General features: G+C 53.7%; 18 protein-coding genes. 3 read left to right on the top strand and 15 right to left on the bottom strand.

Going from position 1 to position 23237, the window contains the following annotated elements:
* Nucleotides 1-19 precede the first annotated feature (19 nt).
* From SELR_RS02075 to SELR_RS02065, 3 genes are all read right to left on the bottom strand, one after another.
* Nucleotides 20-1972 (bottom strand): ABC-F family ATP-binding cassette domain-containing protein, encoded by a 1953-nt coding sequence (locus SELR_RS02075; protein WP_014423545.1) that lies wholly within the window; start codon nucleotides 1970-1972, stop codon nucleotides 20-22.
* A gap of 53 nt (nucleotides 1973-2025) precedes the next feature.
* Nucleotides 2026-3318 (bottom strand): LCP family protein, encoded by a 1293-nt coding sequence (locus tag SELR_RS02070; RefSeq protein ID WP_231848107.1) that lies wholly within the window; start codon nucleotides 3316-3318, stop codon nucleotides 2026-2028.
* 119 nt (nucleotides 3319-3437) lie between these two features.
* Complete coding sequence (locus SELR_RS02065; protein ID WP_014423543.1) at nucleotides 3438-3854, bottom strand: PaaI family thioesterase; 417 nt, start codon at nucleotides 3852-3854, stop codon at nucleotides 3438-3440.
* Between the two features lie 110 nt (nucleotides 3855-3964).
* Between SELR_RS02065 and SELR_RS02060 the strand changes: the two genes are divergently transcribed.
* Nucleotides 3965-5032, top strand: coding sequence for a tartrate dehydrogenase (locus tag SELR_RS02060; RefSeq protein ID WP_014423542.1), 1068 nt, complete (start codon nucleotides 3965-3967; stop codon nucleotides 5030-5032).
* A gap of 49 nt (nucleotides 5033-5081) precedes the next feature.
* Here SELR_RS02060 and SELR_RS02055 read toward each other — a convergent pair whose 3' ends face one another.
* The 11 genes from SELR_RS02055 to SELR_RS02000 all read right to left on the bottom strand — a co-directional run bounded on the left by SELR_RS02055 (nucleotide 5082) and on the right by SELR_RS02000 (nucleotide 17631).
* Nucleotides 5082-5963, bottom strand: a complete 882-nt coding sequence (locus tag SELR_RS02055) for an NAD(P)/FAD-dependent oxidoreductase (protein WP_014423541.1) — start codon at nucleotides 5961-5963, stop codon at nucleotides 5082-5084.
* Nucleotides 5964-6213: 250 nt separating this feature from the next.
* Nucleotides 6214-6918, bottom strand: coding sequence for a hypothetical protein (locus SELR_RS02050; protein ID WP_014423540.1), 705 nt, complete (start codon nucleotides 6916-6918; stop codon nucleotides 6214-6216).
* A gap of 4 nt (nucleotides 6919-6922) precedes the next feature.
* Nucleotides 6923-7348 (bottom strand): hypothetical protein, encoded by a 426-nt coding sequence (locus tag SELR_RS02045; protein WP_158645766.1) that lies wholly within the window; start codon nucleotides 7346-7348, stop codon nucleotides 6923-6925.
* Nucleotides 7349-7718: 370 nt separating this feature from the next.
* A complete protein-coding gene (gene rnfB, locus SELR_RS02040; protein ID WP_014423538.1) occupies nucleotides 7719-8549 on the bottom strand; it encodes an RnfABCDGE type electron transport complex subunit B in 831 nt (276 codons plus the stop codon).
* A 683-nt stretch (nucleotides 8550-9232) separates the two neighbouring features.
* Nucleotides 9233-9808 carry an electron transport complex protein RnfA gene (locus SELR_RS02030; protein WP_014423536.1) on the bottom strand — a complete coding sequence of 192 codons (576 nt, stop codon included), beginning with the start codon at nucleotides 9806-9808 and terminating at the stop codon, nucleotides 9233-9235.
* A 3-nt stretch (nucleotides 9809-9811) separates the two neighbouring features.
* A complete protein-coding gene (rsxE, locus tag SELR_RS02025; RefSeq protein ID WP_014423535.1) occupies nucleotides 9812-10450 on the bottom strand; it encodes an electron transport complex subunit RsxE in 639 nt (212 codons plus the stop codon).
* Entirely contained in the window at nucleotides 10450-11013 is a 564-nt protein-coding gene (locus SELR_RS02020; protein ID WP_014423534.1) for an RnfABCDGE type electron transport complex subunit G, read from the bottom strand. Before SELR_RS02020 ends, rsxE begins: the two co-directional genes overlap by 1 nt.
* Nucleotides 11010-12020, bottom strand: a complete 1011-nt coding sequence (locus SELR_RS02015) for an RnfABCDGE type electron transport complex subunit D (protein WP_014423533.1) — start codon at nucleotides 12018-12020, stop codon at nucleotides 11010-11012. Before SELR_RS02015 ends, SELR_RS02020 begins: the two co-directional genes overlap by 4 nt.
* The gene (gene rsxC, locus SELR_RS02010; protein ID WP_014423532.1) at nucleotides 12017-13396 is read right to left on the bottom strand and encodes an electron transport complex subunit RsxC; all 1380 of its coding nucleotides are present in this window, start codon (nucleotides 13394-13396) and stop codon (nucleotides 12017-12019) included. Before rsxC ends, SELR_RS02015 begins: the two co-directional genes overlap by 4 nt.
* A 42-nt stretch (nucleotides 13397-13438) precedes the next feature.
* A complete protein-coding gene (locus SELR_RS02005) occupies nucleotides 13439-13864 on the bottom strand; it encodes a SoxR reducing system RseC family protein (RefSeq protein WP_014423531.1) in 426 nt (141 codons plus the stop codon).
* Nucleotides 13865-14298: 434 nt separating this feature from the next.
* Nucleotides 14299-17631 (bottom strand): DEAD/DEAH box helicase, encoded by a 3333-nt coding sequence (locus SELR_RS02000; RefSeq protein ID WP_014423530.1) that lies wholly within the window; start codon nucleotides 17629-17631, stop codon nucleotides 14299-14301.
* Between the two features lie 96 nt (nucleotides 17632-17727).
* Between SELR_RS02000 and SELR_RS01995 the strand changes: the two genes are divergently transcribed.
* Together SELR_RS01995 and SELR_RS01990 are read left to right on the top strand one after the other, a co-directional pair.
* The gene (locus SELR_RS01995; protein ID WP_014423529.1) at nucleotides 17728-18795 is read left to right on the top strand and encodes a glycosyltransferase family 9 protein; all 1068 of its coding nucleotides are present in this window, start codon (nucleotides 17728-17730) and stop codon (nucleotides 18793-18795) included.
* 856 nt (nucleotides 18796-19651) lie between these two features.
* Nucleotides 19652-21739 (top strand): ESPR-type extended signal peptide-containing protein, encoded by a 2088-nt coding sequence (locus SELR_RS01990; protein WP_041914230.1) that lies wholly within the window; start codon nucleotides 19652-19654, stop codon nucleotides 21737-21739.
* 239 nt (nucleotides 21740-21978) lie between these two features.
* On the opposite strand, the gene SELR_RS01985 is transcribed toward SELR_RS01990, so the two are convergent.
* The gene (locus SELR_RS01985; protein WP_041914229.1) at nucleotides 21979-23235 is read right to left on the bottom strand and encodes a DAK2 domain-containing protein; all 1257 of its coding nucleotides are present in this window, start codon (nucleotides 23233-23235) and stop codon (nucleotides 21979-21981) included.
* Between the last annotated feature and the right edge of the window lie 2 nt (nucleotides 23236-23237).

Here is a 23237-nt window from a genome sequence, read left to right as displayed (position 1 = left end):
CCCTTCTGCCGTCATCCGCTTACTCGCTGGCCACCAAACGCTCCCACTTGGCATAGCGTTCTTCGATTTCCGCCTCTTTGGCGGCATATTCTTCCGCAATGCGCTGGCTTTCCGTGGGATCTGCCTGTATCTCCGGCTGGTTCATCTGGAACTCCAGCCCCTTGAGTTCCGCTTCGGCCATGGCGATCTCGGCTTCCGCCCGCTGGATCATCTCCGTGCGCTTGGCATCGCTCATGCTCTGGATCTTGCCGGCTTCCGCCCGCTCCTTGGCTGCGGCTTTTACCTCGGCGGCCTTCTCCTGCTCGGCAGGTCTGGCCGCTGCTTTTTTCGCAGCCTCCTTCTGAGCAGCCGCTTCTGCCTCCAGACGAGCTTCTTCTTCCGCTTCCCGCTCGGCTTCCTTCTTCATCAGATAGTAGCTGTAATTGCCGCTGTATTCGGTAAGCTGACCGTTATCGAGTTCCAGGGTGCAGTTGGCCACCTTGTCGAGGAAATAGCGGTCATGGGATACGGCCAGGAATGTGCCCGGATACGCCATCAGGGCTTCCTCCACCGCCTCGCGGGCCGGAATATCCAAATGGTTGGTGGGCTCGTCCAGGATCAGGAAGTTGGCCCCGGTCAACATGAGCTTCAGGAAGGCCACACGGGACTGCTCGCCGCCGGAGAGGTCACCGATCTTGCGCAGCACCTCGTCCCCATGGAACAGGAAGGCTCCCAGATAGCGGCGGGCCTGTTCCTCATCCACGCCATAGGTGTAGATGATTTCATCCAGCACCGTCATATCCATATGCAGGGTTTCATGCTGCTGGGAGAAATAGCCGATCTTCACGCGGCTGCCGATCTTGATCCGGCCTTTCGTCGCCTCCAGTTCGCCCACCAGCACTTTCAGCAGGGTGGTCTTGCCGGCGCCATTGGGGCCGACAAGGGCCACGCCATCCCCGTTGCGGATCAGCAGGGAAAGATCCTTGAACACCGGCTCACTGCCGTAGCCAAAAGCAACCTCTTCGAGTTCTGCCACCCTTTGCGCACATTCAGGCGGTTTGTGGAAGGCAAAATAGTTGAAGCTGGCAGCCTCTGGCGGCAACACGATGCGCTCCAGCCGGTTCAGCTGGCTCTGACGTCCCCGGGCCTGTTTGGATTTGATGCCCGCCTTATACTTGCGGATGTATTCCTCCGTCTTTTTGATATGCTCCTGCTGTTTTTCATAGGCCGATTTCAAGGCCTCCCGCCGGGCGGTCTTCACCCGCATGAAATATGTATAGTTCCCTTCATAGCTGGTAACCGTGCCTGCCTCCAGCTCCACCATGCGGGTGGCCACCTTGTCCAGGAAGTAACGGTCATGGGAGATGATCAGCACGCCACCCCGATAGGTGCGCAGGAAGCCTTCCAGCCATTCGATCATCTGAATATCCAAATGGTTGGTGGGCTCGTCCAGGAACAGGAAATCCGGCTCCCGCAGCAAGGCCTTGGCCAGACAGATACGGGTTTTCTGACCGCCGGAAAAATGCTGCACGTCCTTCTGGAACTCCTCATCGGTGAAGCCCAGACCATAAGCCACCTTCTTGATGCGGCTTTCAAACTCATAGCCCTCCAGCTGCTCAAAACGCTCCACCACCTTGCCATAGGTGTCCAGAAGCTCCTCTTCGCCAGCGGCAATGCGTTTTTCCAGCGAACGCTTGCGCTCCCCCAGCTCGATGATATCATCAAAAGCCCGGCGGAACTCGTCATAGAGGGTACCCTCGCCGAAGTTGGCCTGCTGTTCCACATAACCGATGGTTTCAGCTGTATCCAACTGCACAGAACCGGCGTCAGCCTCCTCCTGCCCCAGCAGGATCTTCATCAGCGTGGTCTTGCCTGCGCCATTGGCGCCCACCAGGCCGACCTTATCCCCGCCGCGAACCTCGAAACTCACATCGTGAAAAAGTTCATCTATGCCAAAGGCCTTTTTCAGGCCGTTAACCTTTAAAATTCCCAAGATAATATACTCCTCTAAAGTACAGACAAAGACGGAGCAATGCTCCGCCTTGTTTATTTCCTATAATCCAAACCAATATGCACGACTGCCTGATTAGAACTGCCGCCGTCCATGATCACGCAGGCAAAGGGCATCCCGTAGAACACATCCGTATTCCGGGTGGACGTGGTGATCGTCGTCTGGGTACGGGAACTGGTCTTGCCCGTCTCCACGCCGGAAATGATGAAGCCCTTGCGCTGCAGGATCTGCGCCACTTCCGCCGCCGCACCATTGATGCCACTGTCGTTGATGACCATGACCGAAATCTCTTCCGGCTTCATGGGCTTGGTCTCTTCCTCCAGCTTTTTCGCCTCTTCTTCAGGCACTTTGCCGGAATTCTTGGACTGTGCCAGCAGCTGCATACCGCTGGGCAACGTCTTCATATAAGCATCCTCATCGTCCTGGGCTTTTTCCTTGGCCGCCTCGCTAAGCTCCAGGCCCAGCTGCTCAGCCATGAGCTGACGCAGGTCCGTGATATCGGGAATCCAGTAGCTCACATCCTTGATATAAGCCGGCTGTCCCGGCACCATCTGGGTTTCCAGTCCATTGTCATGGACACTCTTGAGCTGACCGGCAAATTCCAGCAGCTCTGTAAGGCTCATGTCCGTCTGAATGGCGGATTTAACCTCTTCCACCAGTTTCGGCAGCCGTGGCAATACCGATGGAGAAATCACCTTGGCCAGCACTGCCTTCATGAACTTCTGCTGACGGCCAATGCGGCCGATATCGCCTTCACCATCACGATAACGCACATACTGGATGGCCTTCTTGCCGTTCATATGCTGCTCGCCGGGATAGAGGTCGATCACGAGGCCGCCGTCATCATCCCAGGGATCTTCGTAATACATCCGCTTTTCCACATCGATGTCCACGCCGTCCAGTGCGTCGATGATCCGTTCAAAAGCCTTGGTATCGATGATGATATAATGATCGATCTTCGTCCCCAGCAGCTTTTCCACAGCTTCCTGGCTCATTTTGTGCCCGCCATAAGCATAGGCATGATTGATTTTCTCGTAATCGTTCTTCTCGATCTGCACCCGGGTATCACGGGGCACCGAGAGCAGTGCCGCCTTGCCCTTAGTCTGGTCAAAGGCCGCCACCATCATGGTGTCACTGCGCCCCACATCGCCCTCCCGGCGGTCAACGCCCAGGAGCAGGACATGGGTAATCTTGTCATTTTCCGCCTGCTCGCCAAAAATGCCCGCAGACTCGCCGCCGCCATCGCTATGATGACGTGCTGCCTTCACACCGAAGCAGGCCACCACTATGACAAGCATAATCGCCAATATCCACTTAACGCGCTTCATACTGCGCTTTCCCCTGCGCCTCTGTCGCATGATCTATCTCCTCGAATACAAAAGTTCAACCCGTATAGTATACCAAAGTAAAGTTCTGATGTAAACATCCACGCCAATGCGATGCACCCTTATTCCACGAATTTTCCCAGCACATAGAAATTGGCATGGCCCTTGGCAAAGACCTTGCCCTCCTTATTCTGCAGCTCGCACTCACAGGTCATGGTATGCCGCCCGTCATGGAGCACCCTGGCATGGGCAATGACCTTCTCCGTCAAAGGCACTGCATGCATGAAATCCGTGGTCAGGCTGAGGGTTACCACCTTCTTGTTGCAGGCCAGGCACGCTGCCCCCATAGCCGTGTCCGCCATGGTCATGAGCACGCCGCCATGGGCGATGCCATAAAGGTTCGTATGCATCTCATCAATGGGCAGCACCAACTGCACACCGCCGTCAGCCAGCGGCTCCACCTGCATATGCAGATATTCCACAAAAGGGTTATGATGATAGAAGCGCATGATCTGCCGCTGCAATTCCGTAAGTTCCATAAGGTCCTTAACCTCCCAAAAATTTTCCTTTTCCCATTATACCACAAGGAAAAAGCCCTGGCCGTGACGAAATGTATAAATTGTGTTCAAATCAAAAAGAGGTGCATACCATGAAAAATTTCAAGATTGCCGTAATTGCCGGGGATGGCATTGGCCCGGACGTGATTGCTGAAGGAAAGAAAGTCCTGTCCGGCATCGCCGGGCTGGATGGCTCCTTCAATGTAGAGTTCACGGACTTTCCCTGGGGCTGCGAATACTACCTGCGGGAAGGCCGCATGATGCCCGAAGACGGTCTCTCCATCCTCAAGGATTTCGATGCCATCTACTTAGGTGCCGTGGGCTATCCCGGTGTCCCTGACGATATTTCCCTGCAGGGGCTGCTGCTGAAAATCCGCAAGGGCTTCGATGAATACATCAACCTGCGCCCCGTAAAACTGCTCAAGGGCGCCCCCTGTCCCCTGAAGGATGTCAAGGAAGAAGATATCGATATGATTGTGGTGCGGGAAAACAGCGAAGGCGAATATGCCAACGTGGGCAGCCGCCTCTATCCCGGCACCGAACAGGAAATCGCCCTGCAGACCGGCGTCTTCTCCCGCAAGGGCTGCGAGCGGGTTATCCGCTATGCCTATGAGCTGGCACAGAAAGAGGGCAAGAGCCTCACCAATATCAGCAAGGCCAATGCCCTGGGTTACTCCATGGTATTCTGGAATGAAATCTTTGCTGAGGTGGGCAAGGATTATCCCGATGTGCCTACCAGTTCCCTGATGGTGGATGCCGCCAGCATGTTCTTCGTCAAGAATCCCCAGCGATTCCAGGTCGTAGTCACCAGCAATCTCTTCGGCGATATCCTGACGGACCTGGGCGCCGCCATCGCCGGTGGCATGGGGCTGGCCGCCGGAGCCAACCTCAACCCCGAGAAAAAATTCCCCAGCATGTTCGAGCCCATCCACGGCAGTGCCCCGGATATCGCCGGCAAAGGCCTGGCCAATCCCCTGGCCGCCATCTGGAGCGTCAGCCAGATGCTGGACTTCTTCGGTGAGGAAGCATGGGGCAAAAAAGTCATCGCTGCCATCGAAACCCTGCTACTGGAGAAAAAGACCCTGACGCCGGATTTAGGCGGCACGGCCAAGACCGACGAAATCGGCGCGGCCATCCTGGAAATATTGGGCAGAAAATAAAAGCCTCCCCTAAGGGGGAGGTGTCAGCCGCAGGCTGACGGAAGGGGCTTTAAGCTAATTTTTTCTCCCTTAGATATTTCACTGCGGAAAGCCCCGCTTCGGCTCCCTGATAGACGGCCTTGGCGATCTGCAGCAGGCCGCCGGTGCAGTCACCTGCGGCAAAGAGTCCCGGCACATTGGTGGCGCCATGGGCATCGATTCGGATGTTATGACCATCGAGCTGGGCACCAATCTTCTTCGCAATGGCGGTACTGCCTGCCGTCCCCAAAGCCATAAATACACCAGCCAAAGCCAGCTCTGCCCCATCGGCAAAGATGACTTTTTCCACCCGATCACCGCCTGCAATGGCGGTGATCTTTTTATTGACTACAGTGATCTCTGTCGGTATCTCTACGGTAGTTTCCTCGCCATTGGACAGCAGATAGACCTGAGCCGCATGGGGCAATAAAGCCTGGGCTTCATGCAGGGCATATTCCCCGGCCCCCGCCACTGCCACGGTCTTACCCCGATAGAAGAAGGCATCACAGACAGCGCAGTAACTGACGCCCTTGCCCTCATACTCCTTTACCCCCGGCACATCAAGTCTCTGCCGGGAGGCTCCCGTGGCCACGATTACCGCCGCCGCTTCGAATTCATGCGCCTTGCCTGTAACCTTGAAGCCCGTGAAGGAATCATTAAACATCAGCCCCAAGAGTTCATCTTCCACGAACTCCACGCCGATTTTCTTCGCACCCTCAATGCCCCGCTGATAGAGTTCCGCCCCCGAGACGGGCTCAGCCAGACCATAGTAATTTTCAATCTTCTCCGCCTTCTGCAAACCACTCAGCTCCAGCCCCTTGCTGATAACGGTCACATCCGCGCCCCCGCGCCGCGCATAAAGAGCCGCAGATACCCCGGCAGGGCCGGAACCAATAATCAACACCTTTGCCATAAAAAACACTCCCTTCAAGTACATTACCATCAGCATAGCAAAGATCCCCTTTAACTTCCGTGAGCCAGTCACGCTGTTCCCCATTGAACAACCTACCATTACCTGTGCTGGAATACTGAAGTTTTCTTCAAAACATGCCAGTCTTATCTAAATCTCGGTCATAAGAGTATTATGACAACAATAATAGGACTGTGAAATAATTATTTTTGCAAGTTATTTGCCTAATTATCACAGCCCCATTATCACTGCATTACATTATTCTATTACTTTTTGAATCGTTATTTTCAGCCGCACTTTTTTCTACCAAATTTAGTAAGTCAGTAGTTTCTTCCAACTGTTCGACATTTTTATCCACGCTATCCATATTCATTTCATTTTTATTTGCCTTCTGTTTTTCCAATTCAATATCAGCAGTCTCTTGTATTTGGTTACGCCGCAATGACTGTTCATGTTCGTTCTCTCTACTTATTACATCTTTTTTTTCTTGTATTATTCTATCAAAAAATGTATTAACTTTATCTATAATTAATCTATCTCCAGAATTGCATTCATCAATGTTATGGCGTTTATTAAAATCTCTTTTTTTCTTATATGCATCATATAATGCATCTTCTGAATCCCATGATGATTTTTCTAAAAGTTTTTTCTCATCTAAAAGTTTATTCCTTTCTTTATCCGTTATATCATCTTTGGACAAAATATCATCGATTCCTTTTATCCTCTCTTTACATTCTTTTCTATATTCTTTTTCTTCTTTAATAGCATTCAGTTCTTCTCCGGATGCTGAAACAACATCCGTATTGAGCTTTCTTGACAATTGCTTCCCTTCATCACTTATAGTTACTTTAAAGTTGATATTTTCAGGTTTATTAAGCGAACACACCTTTTTCGAATCTGGTTGAATGCTTTTATCCTGTAAAAAACGAATAGTTTGGCGTGCTGAATCAATCCTCATATTATCACCATCCAATTTCTGCGCGCATTGCATTATATGCATCATCTATAATTTGGAAGGATCTTTTTGCATTTTTATATGTATAAAAATCTAAATTGCTGTTGAATAATGCAGTCATTTTTCTTTGCAAATTTGCAGAGCCATTTTTTATTACTTTTCTTCCATTTTCAATTTGACCATGTTGACACCATTCCTCAACACTTGCCTGCGATGGAGAGTTTGTTCCCCACAAGCGTCTTATTGCCTTTCTATCATCACTAGCCACTGTACTTTTATCCGAATCAGCATAATCACTATAATGATCCACCAACTTAAGCGTCTCATTTCTCATTTTCTCAACATCACCTATTGTCTCTCTTATAGTCGCTTGTATAGTATAGCGAGATGGCATTGCATTCTTGCTAGCAACAGCCTCTGCTGATAACTCCACTATCGTGGCAGGACTTTCACTAACAATATCATTAATTTGTTGACTGGACGACTTCGTATATTGTGAATTTTGACTATAAGTATTTGCAATGTACTAAGACTGAATACCATTAACTCCACTCATAAAAATACCACCTTTCTAATTCAAACTATTTATGCCTTCTCAAGCCTTATCTTTGTGTACTCTTCTAGATTAAATTTTGTTTTCCTTCTTATAAATTTAATTTTTTATATTATTTTCTCCATCACTAAAATAAGGGTAAGCACTTGAACACAGTACGTTCAGTTGCTTACCCTTATACCAAAGGCAAAAGATACTTTTTAGCCAGCAGTCTTAGCAGAAGCGCCCAAAGACTAGCGCAAAAGAACGTTTATGCCGTCTTTTGTGCAGCTGTTGTATGGACAACAGACTGAATCGCGCTAGTCGGACACTTGCCCATACAGGTCGGCTCGGTGCATTCTGCACATTTGCTGCTATCCACTACGGCCACGAAGTTATCAATCTTGATTGCTCCTTGGCTGCAGTTCCGCATGCACAGGCCACAGCCGATGCAGGCATTGGCACAGAGTTTCTTGGCTGCGGGGCCTTTGTCGTGGGAGCTGCAGAGAACTTCCACCGGATCATGGAAGCCCTTAAGTGTCAGGATTGCCTGGGGACAGGTGCTTACACACTTGCCGCAGCCGGTGCAAATCTCCTTGTCCACCACGGGCAGGCCGTCCGGCCCCATGCTCATGGCGCCGAAGGGGCAGGCTTTGACGCAATTGCCAAAGCCGATGCAGCCGAACTTGCAGCCCTTGGGGCCGCCCTGTATGAGCTTGGCCGCCGCACAGTCCGGCACACCCTCGTAATGGGCCGCCATAGCCGCGGCAGTTTTCGTGCCCCGGCATTTCAAAGCAGCATACTTGGGTTCCGTGACCTCGGCTTTCTTGCCTGTAAGCTCGGCAACTTTTGCCGCTACAGCCGCCTTGCCCGGCACGCAGAGATTCGGGGCCACCGTGGGATCTTCCACCACGGCTTCGGCATACTTGGCACAGCCTGCAAAGCCGCAGGCACCGCACTGGCCTTTGGGCAGGATTTCTTCGACTTCATTGATCAGCGGGTTCACCGCCATATAGAATTTCTTATCCGCCAATGCCAGCACGATGCCGAAGAACAGCCCGACACCCACCAGCACGACGATAATCAGTATTGCTTTTTCCATTTATCTCCACCTCATCCGTTACCTCTTGAAGGGAATGTAAATATCTCCCAAAGCCCATGGACTTTTTTAATTGCAGTTTGTAGATGCGAGCCTAAACTCTTTTGTTACAGCTCAGTGGGGCGGCGGTGGGAATACTTTTCCGCCGCTGCACTAAATGTCCCGCCAGCAGAAGTACGCATCTTCCAGTAACCTGCGCCGGGCAAGTCCGGCGGCGCGTCCATCAACGAAGCATCCAGCAAATGCTGTTTGCGGGCCAGCCTTCACTTCGTTCAGGCAGTCGTTCCGCCGGCGGAAAAGCATCCTCACCGCCACCCAGAGTTACGTTTGTCAATGCTGCTATGTTCCGGCTGGAGGATACAAGCACATCGATGTTCTTGTTACGGGAGAACCGGGTTCGTGCCGATTGCCAAAATCGTGGCTGGGAGGCGAACGGGGGAGTGCTTTTTCTGTGGGAGCGACTGCCTGAGCGCCAGCGAAGGCCGGCCCGAGGCAGGCAGTTACCAGAAAGCACGCTGAAAGACGCGCCGCCGGTCTTGCCCGGCGCCATCTGGCTAAACAGCTCTAAAATTGCCGAGAGGGTCGTTTTAGCGGAAACAGAAAAAGTACTCCCCCGTGAACCTCTGACTGCGTATGAACGGGATACCTTCAGCACGAACTCACTCACAAACTGCAATTTATATCTGTTATAACATGCCTGCGAACCCCAGGAATGCCAACGACAGCATGCCTGCCAGGATAAAGGCGATGCCGATGCCCTGCAATGGCTTGGGCACATTGGCGTAGACCAGCTTTTCCCGCAGGGAGGCCATCAGGATGATGGCCACGGCAAAGCCTAAACCGGAGCCAATGGCAAAGACAATGCTCTTCAAGAGGCTGTAATTATTCTCCACATTGAGGAGAGGTACGGCCAATACAATACAGTTGGTGGCAATCAGCAGCAGGTAAATGCCCCACATATTGTAGAGAGCCGGTGCCTGCTTCTTGATGACCAGTTCCAAGAGCTGCACGAAACTTGCCGTGAGCACCACGAATACGATGGTGGTCAGGAAGGTCAGCCCCAATGGTTCCAGCACGAAGAAATACACGATCCACGCCAGGATGGAGCTCATGGTCATGACGGAGGTCACCGCCATGCCCATGCCCACCGAGGCACTGAGGTTCTTGGAGATACCGAAGAAGATACAGAGGCCCAGGAATTTCGTCAGCACGAAGTTATTGACCACTACAGCGCCGATAAACAATGTTAAATACTCTCCCATGAGTTAGGCCTCCTTTCCAGCTTTCAGCTCCGCGATGCGGGCTTTTTCTTCCTGCTTGGCGTTCCAGGTCTTGCAAGCCGCCACCAGATAACCGATCAGGATAAAGGCCCCCGGCGGCAGGATCATCATAAGCATGGGATTGTAGCCCTCGCCGAAAACCGGCACGCCCAGGATAGTACCTGCGCCAATCAGCTCGCGGATCACCGCAATGGTCAGCATGGCCAGCGTAAAGCCGCAGCCCATACCAAAGCCATCGAGGAAAGACTTGAACACGCCATTCTTAGAGGCGAAAACCTCCGCTCTGGCCAAAATGATGGCGAACACCACCACCAATGCCAGATAGATGCCCATGGCCTTGTAGAGCACGGGGAAGTAAGCCTGCAATACCAATTGCGCCACCGTCACGATGGTGGCAATGGAGGTGATATACACCGGCACGCGCACCTTGGGATTCACCCATTTGCGCACGATGGATACCACCACATTATTGGTGGTGATGACGAAAGTCACCGTAAGCCCCATGGTCAGACCGTTGATGACCGTCGTGGTTACCGCCAGCGCCGGGCACAGGGACAGGGCCAGAATGAAAATCGGATTTTCGGCAATCAGGCCCTTGCTGAATATTTGCCAATGTTCCTTCATCACTTAGCACCTCCCTCAGCCTTGTAAGCGGCCACAGCCTCCACGGCCTCCCGCACGCCCTTGGTCACGGCCCGGGAGGAAATCGTCGCCCCGGTCATGGCCTGGATATTCTCCTTGTTGTTCGGATCTTTCGTGACCTCCAGCTTGTCGGCGCCCTTGCCCGCAAACATCTGCCGGAAGGCCGGCTTTTGGGCATTGTCACCGAGCCCCGGCGTCTCATTATGCTCTAAAATGGAAAAATCAATGACCTTGGCATCGGCGGTTACGGCTACCAGCATCTTGATCTTGCCGCCATAGCCTTTGCTTTCGCCGGGTACGATATAGGCGATGGCCTTGCCGCCTTTTTCCGCCGCGAACCAGCCTTCATGACCGGCCACTTCGGTAAAGTGTTCCGCTTCCGGCACCAGGGACTTCATGGACTCCTGCTTCATTTCCTCGGCTTTCTGCGCCGCCACAGGAGCCGTCACAAAATAGACAGAGCCGATGACGATGCCGGAGATAAAGCAGGCCGCCGCCAGATTGAAGGCGATCTTGAAAGTAGAATGTTCATTATTGCCCATCATTTAGCACCTCCTGCCCCAAAGATCCGCGGTTTGCAGAACCGGTCGATCAGCGGCGTCACCGCATTCATCAAGAGCAGGGAATAGCATACCCCCTCAGGATAGCCCCCCACCAGACGAATCAGCACTGTAAGCGCCCCAGCCCCTACTGCGAAAATCAGCTGACCTTTGATGGTCATGGGAATGGTCACCATATCCGTGGCCATGAAGAAAGCACCCAGCATCAGGCCGCCCGCCATCATATGGAACAGGGGATCGCCGGTAAAGAGCCCTGCCGGGCCGAAGATCCAGGTCAGCACTGCCACCGTGGCGATCATGGTCACAGGCACCTGCCAGTTCACATAGCCTTTCCAGATCAGATACAAGCCGCCCAATAAAAGCAACAGGGTGCTGGTTTCCCCCAGGGAACCATTGCGGGTACCGATAAAGAGATTCCAGTATAAGTCCGACTGACTGCCAAAGGTGGCCACCAGGGCATCATAGCCCTGCATCTTGAGGATATTGAGGGGAGTTGCCGAGGTCATGGCATCCACGCCGCCACTGCAATCCGTCATTTTCGTCCAGGTGGTCATGGCCACCGGCCAGGACACCATGAGCGCCGCCCGGCCGATATGGGCGGGATTGAAGATATTGAAGCCTAAGCCCCCCATGGACTGCTTGGCCACAATGATCGCCAGCAGGGAACCAATGGCCACCATGTACGGCGGCAGCAGCGGCGACATGGACATGGCCAGCAAAAGGCCGGTAATGCAGGCACTGCCATCAAAGGCCGTAATGGGCTGATGCATGCCTTTCTGCCAAATGTATTCCCCTAAAACGGCAAAGACCACACCGACTAACATATTGATAAGTGCAGGGATACCAAACCACCAGATGGCAAAGAGCGCCGCCGGCAAAAGCGCCGCATTGACCTGCCACATGATATGGCTGATGGTTTCATCGTCACGGATATGAGGCGATACAGACACCGTAAAGAGTTCCGGTTCCTTTTTCATTACTTCCTCACTCATTTGACCGCCTCCTTTTTCCCTTCCGCAGCTTCCTGAGCTTTCTTCTTCGCCTCGGCTGCCGCCTTGGCTTTCATCTGTTCTGCCCGGATCACACCCTTGGCATTCTTGATATACTGCACGATATTGCGCTTGGCAGGGCATACGAAGGTGCAGCAGCCGCATTCCACGCAATTCATCAGGCCGTAATCATCCCGGCAGGCTTCATAGGCCTGACGCTCTGACAATATGGAAAGCATGCTGGGCACCAGTCCCATGGGACAGGCCTTGACGCATTTGCCGCAGCGGATGCAGTTCATCTCCGGGCCGTGGTCCACCTGCTTGGCCGTCAAAGCCAATATGCCGGAAGAACCCTTCATCACGGGAACCTGGGCTGTGGCCTGGGCCATACCCATCATGGGGCCGCCGGCAATCAGCTTCTTGGGCTGTTCCTTGAAGCCGCCACAGTAGTCAATAGCCGCCTGATAAGGCGTGCCGATGCGGATGCGCAGATTCTTTGGCTCTTTGATGGCATCGCCGGTCACAGTGGTGATGCGCTCAGTAAGGGGCAAACCATGTTCCACGGCATCGGCAATGGCCGCCACGGTGCCCACATTCTGCACCACAGCCCCCACATCCATAGGCAGGCCGCCCATGGGCACTTCCCGGCCGGAAATGACCTTGATGAGCATTTTCTCTGCCCCCTGGGGGTACTTGGTCTTGAGGGCTGCCACTTCAATATCGGTGCCCTGGGCCGCCTTCTGCATGGCCTTGATTGCCTCGGGCTTATTGTCCTCAATACCAATGACCGTGCGCTTTACGCCTAAAATCTTTTGCAGGATCTGCGTGCCGGTGATGATCTTTTCGCCCTCTTCCAGCATCAGCCGATAGTCCGCAGTCAGATACGGCTCGCACTCCGCTCCGTTCAGGATGAGGATGTCCACAGGCTTGGCCGGCTTCAATTTGATATGAGCCGGGAAGGTGGCCCCCCCCATGCCCACAATGCCAGCAGCTTGGATGGCTGCCAGGATTTCCTCATTCTCCATGGTCTGCCAATTGCGCGTAAGCGGCAGTCCCTCTGCCCATTCATCCTTGCCGTCATTGGCGATGACCACGCTCAGGCAGCTGCCCATGCCCGAATGGGGCCTTGGCTCCACCTTCACCACCTTGCCGGACACCGGCGCATGGATATCGGCATGCATAAAGGCAGGACTTGTGCCAATCAGCTGCCCCCGCTTGACCTCGTCCCCCACCTTGACCGTGGGTGCACAGGGAGCACCGATATGCTGCCCCATGGGAACCACGAGTTCTGCCGGCACGGGCATATTTTCAATTGGCTTGTCCTTAGCCAGATCCTTGCCGTCCTTGGGATGAATACCGCCCAGAAAACTTCCGAACATACAATCACCTCTTGTAACTCTCCTAAAACAAAACCATATGTATTAAGACTGATGCTTGTCCAAAATCTCGACAATCACCGGTTTCAATGCCTGATCTTTCGCTGCCTTGCGGTCAAATCGCTTCACGATGACCAAGGCAATCAGGAAGAAGATCAACGCTCCCAGCACATAGGGCAGGCTGCCGTTCTCATCCAGCAGCGGTGCTGTAAAATGACCGATCACCGCCCCCACTGCACCAAACAGCAAAGGCAGGATAAAGACCACGAAGGCCCCGGTCAGCACATTTTCCTCCCGGAACTCAAAAAGCACTTTATCCCCGGCCTTGGCCTCCACGGGATTGGCCGCTTCCACCACCACCCGCTGGGCCCCGCCGCAGGCACCGCAGGAGCCACACTCCTCATGACGTCCCACTCGGATCTTGGCCGTGCTGCCCTCTGTTTCCAACACAATACCTTGTTCCTGTTTCATCTTCATCACCTCCACAAGGTACACAATACATACTATTCGATTTCATACAGTCAAAATCCTGTTTTTTATTTTTATTATTTTTTTATTATTAAAGACAATTTTTATTTCTAAACATTAAAAAACTGCCCTCCCTGAGGGAGAACAGCCACAATTTTATTCTTTTTTACCGTTCTAATGCCTTTGCAATGGAATAATCTAACCAAACAATCAGCCGAAAATCTTCCTTCGCGCAGCCGTGGGGCGGCTGTTGTGCGGGAGCGTTAGGAAATTTTTTTTTGCCTACACGAAAATATCCTGACCAGTCAACTGTCTGAGCACAGCGAGTTTTGACTGGTCAGGATATTAATAAAAGGCAAAAAAGAATTTTAGCTTCAAGGCAAAGCGGACGCACAATAGCCGCCTCACGCCGTCCAAGCAACGAATGAACAAAGGACTTATTTCTGGAACAGTTCGCGAATTTCTTCGTCCGTCAGCCGTGACAGGAAGTTTTCTCCGGGCTGGATCATCTGGTCGATCAGGGATTTCTTCTTCTGTTGGAGCTCATAGATCTTTTCCTCCACGGTGCCCTTGGCCAGCAGACGGATGACCTGCACATTGTTCTTCTGCCCCAGACGATAAGCACGGTCGGTGGCCTGATCCTCCACCGCCGGGTTCCACCAGGGATCGAAATGGATGACCATATCCGCCCCTGTAAGATTCAGTCCCGTGCCGCCGGCTTTCAGGGAAATCAGGAATACCGGCGTATTCCCTTCATTGAAGGATTTGACCAGACGGATACGCTCCAGCGAAGGCGTAGAACCATCCAGATAGTAATAGTCGATGCCCTGCTCCTTCAGCCGTTCCCCGATATGGGAAAGCATGGTGGTGAACTGGGAGAAGATCAGGATGCGGTGGCCGCCGTCCACGGCCTCCCCCACCAGTTCCTCCAGCTGATCCAGCTTGCCGGAACCGCCGGTATAACCTTCCAAAAACATGGCAGGATCGCAGGCAATCTGCCGCAGGCGGGTGAGGATGGCCAAGATCTTGATGCGGCTGTCGTCCCCCGCCGCCAGCTGCTGGGCAAATTCCTTCTGACTCTTTAGGAACCAGCCCTGATAGACCTTTTCCTGCTTCGGCGTCATGGAGCTTACCATCTTGCGCTCCACTTTGTCGGGCAGTTCCGTCAACACGTCCTTTTTCATACGCCGCAGGATAAAGGGCATCACATGGCGCTTTAAATCCTTGAGGCTGCGTTCGTCCTGCTCCCGTACGATGGGGGTTTCGTAGCGGTCCTTGAATTTCTTATGGGAAAGCAGATACCCCGGCATCAGGAAATCGAAGATTGACCAAAGTTCCGTCAGGGTGTTTTCAATGGGCGTACCCGTCAGGGCAAAGTAGCCGCTGGTCTTCAGACGCTTCACCGCCCTTGCATTCTGGGTCGTGGGATTCTTGATATGCTGGGCCTCATCCAAAAAGGCGTAACGGAAACGTCGCTTCTCATACATATCGATATCCCGCTTGAGCATATTATAGGTAGTGATCAGCACATCAAAGCTGGCATCGGCCTCAGCCAGAATCTTTTCCCGTTCCGCCTTGGTACCAGCCACAGCACAGGCCTTGAGCTCCGGGGCAAAATGCTCGATTTCATCGAGCCAGTTATACATCAGCGAAGTCGGTGCCACCACCAAAGAGGGCGGCTGGTTCTTATCCTGCTTGGACAGCAGGAAGGCAATGACCTGCAAGGTCTTGCCCAGCCCCATATCGTCGGCCAGAATGCCACCCAAGTGATAACCTGCCAGATTGGACAGCCAGTTGAAGCCCGTCACCTGATAATCACGCAGGATATCCTTCAGGCTCGCCGGCACTTCGGCCTCGCTGTCCTCAGGATGGCGGATATCCCGCACGATGGCCCGGAACTCCTTGCTGCGCTCCAGCCGCAGGCTTTCATCAGCCCGGGCCAGTTCATCCAGATACATGGCCTGATTCATGGGCAGTTCCACCTTCATGCCCTCAGCCTTGCTTTTGCCAATGCCCGTATTGTCCACGAAATCGGCAATGGCCTGCATCTGCTGTTCCCCCAGGGTGATGAAGCTCTTGTCCTTCAAACGATGATACTTGCGTTTCTGCCGGTAGGAATCGAGGATTTCCATAAGCTCGTTAAAGTCCAGATCCTTGGCATTGAAGGTGACCTCCAGCAGATCCATGTCGTTGACGCTTACCCCTGCCGTGACCTTGGGCATGGGCCGCACCGGACGGTTGCCGAAGGCATCGGAATAGAATACATCCACCCAATCCGGCAGGAAGGGCAGCTCCTCCGTCAGGAATTCATAGCTTTTTTCCTCATCCTTCTGCACCAGCTGATCCCGCTTTGGCTGGAAGCCATAATGGGTAAGCCGGGTGATGAGTTCCTGCTCCCGATATTCATCCCGTACCAGCTTCCGCCCGCCCCTGAGGGGCGGTTCTTTTTCCACCAGGGGATTGAATACGGCATCCCCATAGGCAAACTTTGGTCGCACGGCAATGCCGTCCACTTCGTAGTCAATATAGAGCTCTGCGGAAAGAGGCTGCACCACATACTGCTCCATGAATTTCGGCGCGATCCTGACTTCCGCCGCCAATTCCATGCGGGGCAGCACCTGCCCAAAAAAGGCCGCCAGATCGTGGCTGTTTATCCGGATAGCGTTGGTGCCGTCAAAAGTATCCACCAACGGCTTCAACCCTTGGGCAAATTTCCTGTCACTCTGGTAGATCACACCATCCTGATATACGATGCGGCAGTCCTTGGACAAGGTCGAGATATCGGCCTTCGTGACCTTCAATTCGCCGCCGCCATGAACCTCTGCCAGTTCCAATTCCAGCTGGGGATTACCCGTCCTTGTTCTGACCGTTTCCCATTCCCCATCATCCAGCCGCAATTCGAAGGGCGTATCCCCCATAAGCTCCAGAAACTCTGTCAGGGCTTCCGGTGACAAGCGGAACTGCTTCTGATCGAAAAGATAGGAATGGGTGTTCATATAGTAGTAGCGGTTACCGCCTGCGCCGGCGGCAAACATCCCCTGTTCCATACGCTTGTACTTCTGCAGCATGTCATAGAGCTTGGCGGACGTCTCATCCCCCCAGTGCACCGAACTCAGATGGACGGAATTCTTCGAGCCCAGCTGCCAGTAATCCCCCTTTTCCATAGCCTCCACGAAATTGCCCGCATTCTTCACCACATATAATTTGTCCAAGCCAAAGCGGAATTCCAGCCAATTGTTATGCTCGCCATAATAGGATTCCGTGACCAGACGGGGCACCAGATGGGCATACTCTGCCTGCCCCACGGTACGCCGGTCAACATCTTCTGCCTGGGCCTGCTGAAAAGCTGCAAACATGCGCTGGGCTGCCCGGCTTTGCTGCTCCTGCTGCTTTTTTTTCTGCAGATTGCCCGCCGTCTCCAGCCCCATATTCTTGATGACGCTCTGCAGGATTTCCTTGGCCGACTGGGGCCGCTCATGTTCCTGTGTTTCCTGGATTTCCTTCAGCACCGCCACCACATGCTTGCAGGCCCCCAGATACTGCTCAGCGGCCGGGCAATCACAGCTGTAATCCTCAATATTCTCCTTGCGCTTGTCCAGCTTCACATAGACCGTATATGTTGAATTGCCATATACGACAGCTTCCCATTCCCTGCCATCATTATCCAGCTTGGCCAGTTCATCCACTGCATCATCATAATAATACTCAATCCCCCGCCGGTACACCGTATCACTGCTGGCCAACGACTTGATGGTTATATCTTTTAACATGGCCCGTTCCCTTTCTCTTGGACAATCTGTTATTCCTGTGCTAATATTAGACTTATCTTATTATTTTACTATGAACGAAAGGCAAAACCAACCTTTATGGAAAATAAGCACGGAAAAAAAATCCTGATCCTGCGCCTGTCTGCCATCGGTGATGTGCTCCACGCCACCCCCGTGGCCCGGGAGCTCAAAAGACTGCAGCCGGACGCCCATATCACCTGGCTGGTGAGCCCGCCTGCCGATAAACTGCTGGCGGAAAATCCCTATATCGACGAGCTCCTTGTCTGGGACAGACGGCCATTGGACAAGGCCTTTGCCGGCTTTGACCTGCCCACCGCTTACCGGGAACTAAAAAAAGCCCGTACCCTCTTAAAGGCACGGCACTTTGACCTGGTTCTCGATATTCAGGGGCTTTTCCTCACAGGCATTCTGGCCATACTTTCGGGAGCCAAACGGCGCATCGGCATCCACGAGCGCCACGAGGGCAACCCCTTCTTTATGAGCGAAATGGCTCCCAATATTGAAAGTCCCCACAAGGTGCGCCGCTATCTGAGCGCCCTGATGCCTCTGGGCTTCCAACAGGAAGACTTCACGCCGGGACTGACATTGCAGCTGCCCGCTGACATGGAAGGTTTTGCCGGGAAGTTCTGGCAGGAACACGCCATTGACACAGCCCATCCCATTTTGATGGTTACGGTACGCACCACCTGGCCGGACAAGAACTGGGAACCGGAAAACTTCGGGTTGGCCCTGCGTGACCTGCCGGAAGATGTGCAGATCGTCTTCTGCGGCAGCCCCGGCGAAGCGGAATTTATCGCCGCCGCCCAAAAGCAGATGAACCGCCCCAGCCTCTCCATTGCCGGCGAAACAAATCTCATCGAGCTGGCCGCCCTGCTGAAGAGTGCGGATTTGCTCCTGTCCTGTGATACCGGCCCTCTGCACATCGCCGACGCCGTAGGCTGCCGAACCCTTTCCCTCTGGGGCCCCACCCAGCCCGATGTCTACGGCCCCCTGACTGCAGGCCACGAGTTCATCATCAGCCCCCACGAATGCAGGCGCTGTCTCAAAACAAAATGCAAATACAAAACCAACGCCTGCATGAAAGCCATCACCCCGGAAATGGTGGCAGATAGGCTGAAACAGGCGCTGAAAAATTGCAGTTTGTGAGTGAGTTCGTGCTGAAGATATCCCGTTCATACGCAGTCAGGGGTTCACGGGGGAGTACTTTTTCTGTTTCCGCTAAAACGACCCTCTCGGCAATTTTAGAGCTTTTTAGCCAGATGGCGCCGGGCAAGACCGGCGGCGCGTCTTTCAGCGTGCTTTCTGGTAACTGCCTGCCTCGGGCCGGCCTTCGCTGACGCTCAGGCAGTCGCTCCCACAGAAAAAGCACTCCCCCGTTCGCCCCCAGCCACGTTTTTGGCAATCGGCACGAACCGTTTCTCCTGTAACAAGAACATCGATGTGCTTGTATCCTCCAGCCGAAACATAGCAGCATTGACAAACGTAACTCTGGGTGGCGGTGGGGATGCTTTTCCGCCGGCGGAACGACTGCCTGAACGAAGTGAAGGCTGGCCCGCAAACAGCATTTGCTGGATGCTTCGTTGATGGACGCGCCGCCGGACTTGCCCGGCGCAGGTTACTGGAAGATGCGTACTTCTGCTGGCGGGACATTTAGTGCAGCGGCGGAAAAGTATTCCCACCGCCGCCCCACTGAGCTGTAACAAAAGAGTTTAGGCTCGCATCTACAAACTGCAATTTATCTGGCCCCTTCTACTGATTAAAAAATTTTCTGTATACACTTAAGTTTCAGTTTATTCCTGTCGATATATTCCTTGTAAGGCATTTTTGCTTTTTATTTTTGCATTTACTTTATACAGGAAGTGGCAGAGATGGAAATTTTAGAGAGAAGAGAAATCAACCTCTAAAATCTTATTTTGTACAAGCTAACCATCAGGTGTAGTGTTTTTCACGCTATGCCTGATGGTTGTTTTTATTTTATTGCCAATGGAAGGGAGTAAAAATCATGAATAAGATTTACAGTGTGATTTGGAATCAGGCAAGGAATTGCTATGTGGTCACCAGCGAACTGGCGCGAAAATACCACAGGCAGGGCTGTGTAATGGCCGCCCTGCTGACCAGTGCCTGTGTACTTTGTGGCAGCCAGCCCGCAGCCTTGGGGGCAGATGCCGGTGTCACGGGAACGCCAGCTGAACGTGCGGACACTGCCTCTGCTTGGGGCAATGACACCCATGCCACGGGCGACTACAGTTCAGCCTGGGGCACTGGCGCTACTGCCTCTGGCAAATACAGCACAGCCTTTGGCTATGCAGCAAAGGCTACCCAAAATGGTGCCTTAGCCTTCGGCTACTATACCAATGCCGAAGGATTTTATTCCACCGCCTGGGGTAGTACTACTACAGCCAAAGGCTACGTCTCCACAGCTTTTGGCCTGTATTCCACTGCAGAAGCCCTCAACTCTCTGGCTGCCCTTGGCGGCAAAACCACAGCGGATGCTGAAAATTCTGCCGCCATCGGCAATGGAGCCCAAGCGACGCTGGCCGATGCCATTGCACTGGGCAGCGGTGCTATCGCAGACCGGGCAGCAGGGGCCACTGGCGCCGCTTATCAGGGCACAAATACCGGGGCGGCCTGGGTTTCCACCCACAATGCCATTGCCGTAGGCAGTGACGATACCGAAAGCCCCGTTACCCGCCAGATTATCGGCGTAGCGGCAGGCACCAAGGATACCGACGCCGTAAATGTGGCCCAGCTGAAAGCAGCCATCGGCAGTGTAAGCGGTTCCGGAAGCGGCAGCAGTGGCAGCAGCAGCATCGGTGGAATCAGCACGGATCAGCTCTATGCCGAAGTCCGCCCCGCAGCAGATGGCAACTTTATCAAGAAAGAGCAAACCACCGCTGCCAATCTGACGGCATTGGATACACAACTTGCCACCAAAGCCGATGCCAGCGAAGTCCGCCTCACTGCTGATGGCACTTACGTCAAGAAAGACCAATCCGCCGCCACCAATCTGATTACGCTGGATACCCAGCTTGCCGGCAAAGCCGACCTGAGCGCTCTTACAGAGCTGCAAACCACCGTCGCTGCGCTGCAGAATTCCGGCACAGGCACAGGTTCCATTACCCCTGGTACTATACAAGAGCAGGACAGTGGCTATGTCACAGGCGACACGGTCTACAACTACCTGAACAACGAATCCCTGCAACTGGGCACCACCAGCCAGCAGATTGCCATAGGCAAGGACAGCAAGGCTTCCGGCAACGACTCCATAGCCATCGGCGAAGGCAACAAAGCTTCCGGCAACAAAGCTATCGCCATCGGCTATGGCAATCAAGTCACAGGTGAGCGCAGTGGCGCTTTCGGTGACCCCAGTATCATTGATGGTAGTGACAGCTATGGCGTCGGCAATGATAATAATATCGGCGGCAATAACACCTTTGTCTTGGGCAACAATGTCACCGCCAATGGAAACAACACCTTCGTACTGGGCAACAATGTCACAGCTAACGTGGACAATGCTGTCGTATTAGGCAATGAATCTGCTGCCGAAGCCAATGCCGTCTCAGTAGGTTCCTCAGGTAATGAGCGGCAGATCAAACATGTGGCTGACGGTACTGACGATACCGATGCCGCCACCGTTGGTCAGCTGAAAACCACAAACACAAACGTCACCAATCTGACCAGCAACATGAAACAGCTAAACAGCAGCATCAACAAGCTGGACAGCCGCATCAATAAAGTCGGTGCCGGTGCAGCCGCCCTGGCCGCCCTGCGCCCCTTAGAAACGGACGATAAATTCAGCATGGCTATGGGTGTGGGCAACTATCGCAATGCCACCGCCGCCGCCATCGGTCTTTTCTACCGCCCCTCTGATACAGTCATGGTCAGCCTGGGCGGCAGTATGGGCAACGGCGAAAACATGATCAACGCCGGCCTCTCCATCGCCCTGGGCCGCGGCGGTACCAGCACCAGCAAATCCGCCCTGCTCAAAAAAATCGCCGCCCAAAACGAAACCATCGCCCAGCAGGGTGCAGAAATCCAGGCCCTCAAAGAAGCCCTGGCCAGACTGGAAGCCAAAATCGACCAAAAATAATAAACGCAAATAAAATCAAGCCCGGGGACTGGCGATGTTTTTCCGTAGCGTTTGGCGGCGATAGCCGTCTCAGCGGATGAAAAATATTGCCAGCCCCCGAGCGTCTTACCGAAGCGAATGAAAACAACAACAAAAGCGGGCCACGGTATGATGCTTTTTCGCAGCGTTTGGCGGCAAAGCCGTCTCAGCGGAGAAAAAGTATTATACCGTGGCCCGCGTCTTATTGTCTCAACCCAAATTTATTTGGCCTCTTCCGCAGCCTCCCGCATGACGATGGCATTCTCCACCGCCGTGAGGTTGGCATCGAAAGCCTTGATCGCTGCAGCCTGCTGCTGTTTCGTTTCGCAGAGCACCAGTTCAATGCGCTCGCCCAGCAGCCGTTTCACCTGACGGAAGGCCTGCCAGAAATCCCGGTTCCAGGCCACCATCACATAGGCATAGGCCAGATCGCTATGGGCCGCGTTGATGAGTTCTGCCACCGAGGGACTTTCTGCCTCGCTGCCGGTGACGAGAATCTGCACGCCCTGCTCCTGCAATTCCTTGGCCTGCACCTTGTTTTCCGCTACCGCCAACAGGGCTACCTTCATCACGGCATCATGGGCGGACAGACTGTGCGGTTCGCTCATATTCGTGACATGGATGCCCTTGAGGGGCCCCCAGCCAATGGCCTGTTCGATGACCTTGCCGGGATGATCCGTATGCAGATGTACGTCCACACCGGTAGCCGCCCGCTCCACCAGCGCAAAGGAAGAAAATTCCCTGAGATGCGCCTCCAGCTCCTTCATGTCCACCTGCACATTTTTCACCGAAAAACGCACGCAGTAAGGACGGACCACATCATGGCGGGGATCAGGCAGACCGGCCTGCTGTGCCTCCAGCCCCAGGGACAGGCTGACTGCCGGCGAAACGAAATTGCCATCCAACCCCTTCAGGCAGCCCTGCAGGAACGCAAACATGATCCTTGCCCCTGCATCTTCCTCGCCGATTTTTTCCAGCGCCTTTTCCCCGCAGGCAATAGCCGTTTCCAGAATCTCGGAGATCGGCTTGTTGGCCCGCACGGCATGATAGGCACCTTTTGCCACCTCTTTGGCCAAAGTGATGATGGGACGCTCCGGCTCCTCAGGCATCACCCGCTGCGCGTAGAGAATGCCATACTGAAAGGCCTTGCCGAACTCCGTGGACGTGGCATTATGCTTGCCCAGAAGCCCCTTGCCCAGACCGCGGAACATCTGCGCCAGCACCACACCGGCACTGCCCCGGGCGCCGAAGAGCGCTCCCGAAGCCACCCGCCGGGCCAGTCCGCCGATGCTGTCGTCCTTGGCATCCTTCAACGGCATGATGGCCGCCCCCATGGTCCGCAACACATGGGTACCAGGCATGCTGCCCGCCCCCTGCATCCGGTTTATCTCCTCATACTCCAGCAAGAATTCGCTGTAGGCCCCAGAGACCATGCGCTTAAAATCACTGCCCGTAATAACTTCTCGATTTCCTGTCATAG

This window comes from Selenomonas ruminantium subsp. lactilytica TAM6421, assembly GCF_000284095.1.
Taxonomy (GTDB): Bacteria; Bacillota; Negativicutes; order Selenomonadales; family Selenomonadaceae; genus Selenomonas_A; species Selenomonas_A lactilytica.
Note: the sequence above shows the minus strand (reverse complement) of the source record. Positions and strands in the feature narration are given on the sequence as shown.

What these genes read in the sequence shown, in the direction of transcription:
- SELR_RS02070 (WP_231848107.1), bottom strand. Translation starts at nt 3,318, where the DNA reads ATGAAGCGCGTTAAGTGGATATTGGCGATTATGCTTGTCATAGTGGTG.
- SELR_RS02065 (WP_014423543.1), bottom strand. Translation starts at nt 3,854, where the DNA reads ATGGAACTTACGGAATTGCAGCGGCAGATCATGCGCTTCTATCATCAT.
- SELR_RS02060 (WP_014423542.1), top strand. Translation starts at nt 3,965, where the DNA reads ATGAAAAATTTCAAGATTGCCGTAATTGCCGGGGATGGCATTGGCCCG.
- SELR_RS02055 (WP_014423541.1), bottom strand. Translation starts at nt 5,963, where the DNA reads ATGGCAAAGGTGTTGATTATTGGTTCCGGCCCTGCCGGGGTATCTGCG.
- SELR_RS02050 (WP_014423540.1), bottom strand. Translation starts at nt 6,918, where the DNA reads ATGAGGATTGATTCAGCACGCCAAACTATTCGTTTTTTACAGGATAAA.
- rnfB (WP_014423538.1), bottom strand. Translation starts at nt 8,549, where the DNA reads ATGGAAAAAGCAATACTGATTATCGTCGTGCTGGTGGGTGTCGGGCTG.
- SELR_RS02030 (WP_014423536.1), bottom strand. Translation starts at nt 9,808, where the DNA reads ATGGGAGAGTATTTAACATTGTTTATCGGCGCTGTAGTGGTCAATAAC.
- rsxE (WP_014423535.1), bottom strand. Translation starts at nt 10,450, where the DNA reads ATGAAGGAACATTGGCAAATATTCAGCAAGGGCCTGATTGCCGAAAAT.
- SELR_RS02020 (WP_014423534.1), bottom strand. Translation starts at nt 11,013, where the DNA reads ATGATGGGCAATAATGAACATTCTACTTTCAAGATCGCCTTCAATCTG.
- SELR_RS02015 (WP_014423533.1), bottom strand. Translation starts at nt 12,020, where the DNA reads ATGAGTGAGGAAGTAATGAAAAAGGAACCGGAACTCTTTACGGTGTCT.
- rsxC (WP_014423532.1), bottom strand. Translation starts at nt 13,396, where the DNA reads ATGTTCGGAAGTTTTCTGGGCGGTATTCATCCCAAGGACGGCAAGGAT.
- SELR_RS02005 (WP_014423531.1), bottom strand. Translation starts at nt 13,864, where the DNA reads ATGAAACAGGAACAAGGTATTGTGTTGGAAACAGAGGGCAGCACGGCC.
- SELR_RS02000 (WP_014423530.1), bottom strand. Translation starts at nt 17,631, where the DNA reads ATGTTAAAAGATATAACCATCAAGTCGTTGGCCAGCAGTGATACGGTG.
- SELR_RS01995 (WP_014423529.1), top strand. Translation starts at nt 17,728, where the DNA reads ATGGAAAATAAGCACGGAAAAAAAATCCTGATCCTGCGCCTGTCTGCC.
- SELR_RS01990 (WP_041914230.1), top strand. Translation starts at nt 19,652, where the DNA reads ATGAATAAGATTTACAGTGTGATTTGGAATCAGGCAAGGAATTGCTAT.
- SELR_RS01985 (WP_041914229.1), bottom strand. Translation starts at nt 23,235, where the DNA reads ATGACAGGAAATCGAGAAGTTATTACGGGCAGTGATTTTAAGCGCATG.